Origin of the sequence: Flavobacterium panacis, assembly GCF_024649945.1 — a bacterium.
GTDB classification, from domain to species: domain Bacteria; phylum Bacteroidota; class Bacteroidia; order Flavobacteriales; family Flavobacteriaceae; genus Flavobacterium; species Flavobacterium panacis.
Genome location: NZ_JANKMS010000037.1, coordinates 1 through 1,236 on the forward strand (window position 1 = coordinate 1; position 1,236 = coordinate 1,236).

Consider the following 1,236-nt stretch of genomic DNA (forward strand, 5'->3'; position numbering starts at 1 on the left):
AAGCATCAACATGAACAAGGTGACACCCTGCTTATGGCACAAGCCATTCAGGGATTCACTCAATTCCTTGTCCAGCACCGCAGAAACACTTGATCCTGATGTACTCTGAACCGAGGGACGGGCATAATCCGTTGGAAGGGACAAGGTAGCAACCTTCTGAAGCTTCTCTTCCCAATACGATAACTGGGATTCCAGAACAGATCCCTCCAGATATCTTCGCTGCCACAACGCATAGTCCGAATACTGCAGCGAAAGTTCCGGCAGCACCGCTTCCCTTCCCGACTCAAAAGCGCTGTAAAGCTCCATGAACTCATTCACCAGAATGCCTCCCGACCAGCCATCGCTGGCAATATGGTGGAACACACAAGCCAATACATATTTCTGGTCTCCCAGATCATACAGACAGCCTCTGAGCTTGTAGTCTTTTGACAAATCAAAAGAAACCTGCAGGTAGTCCTGCAGAATGCTTGGCAATAATGCTGCATCTTTTATTTTTTTCTGATCAAGCATCCAGTCTTCCCAACCGATCACCTGTTGATATCCTACACCCTCCTCCGACAACAGAATCGTACGGAGAACCTCGTGACGCGATACGATCGTCTTAAGGGTTCGTTCCAATATCGACACATCCAATGCACCTTCAAGACGAAGAACTATCGGAATGTGGTACTCGGTACTGCCCTGAAGCTGGTCCAGAAACCATAGTCGCTCCTGGCTGAAGGACAGCGGGATGCGATCCAATCGTCCAAGCGTGTAACGAGTTACTTTTTTAAATAATGTGCCATTACTATCTTCAGTATCTAATCCTTCTAAATACTTAATGATTTCATCCTTCTTCTCTTTTATTTCTATAATAAGTTCAGGATCTATTTCCTTATTTGCTTTAATACTTAATGAACCATTTATTAATACTAGTTTTATTTTTTCCTTATCTAATTTTCTAAAAAAACTTAAAAATTCCATATATTTTTTATTAAACTATATATTAATATTTATACTATAATCAGTTGTATCGTTCTCAACAATACGAAGTTTATAATCTATATAATAGGCCAACTCTTCCGCAGTTCTAAACTTAAATGTACTTTTAATAGATACTTCTATAGAGAATTTGTCGCGTATTATGGACACCAATCGCGTAGCCAGCAGACTGTGGCCGCCCAACTCGAAGAAGTTGTCATGAATACCTACTTTTTCTATCCCAAGCAAGTTCTGCCAAATGGCAGCCAATTGCTC

General features: G+C 41.5%; 2 protein-coding genes. Both read right to left on the reverse strand.

The annotated features are described in order from the left end of the window. A partial coding sequence (locus NQQ59_RS25225; protein WP_257698482.1) for a condensation domain-containing protein occupies nt 1-963 on the reverse strand: 963 nt, incomplete at its 3' end. Nucleotides 964-978: 15 nt separating this feature from the next. Beyond that, on the reverse strand, nt 979-1,236 hold a 258-nt coding region (locus NQQ59_RS25230), incomplete at its 5' end, for a phosphopantetheine-binding protein (RefSeq protein WP_257698483.1).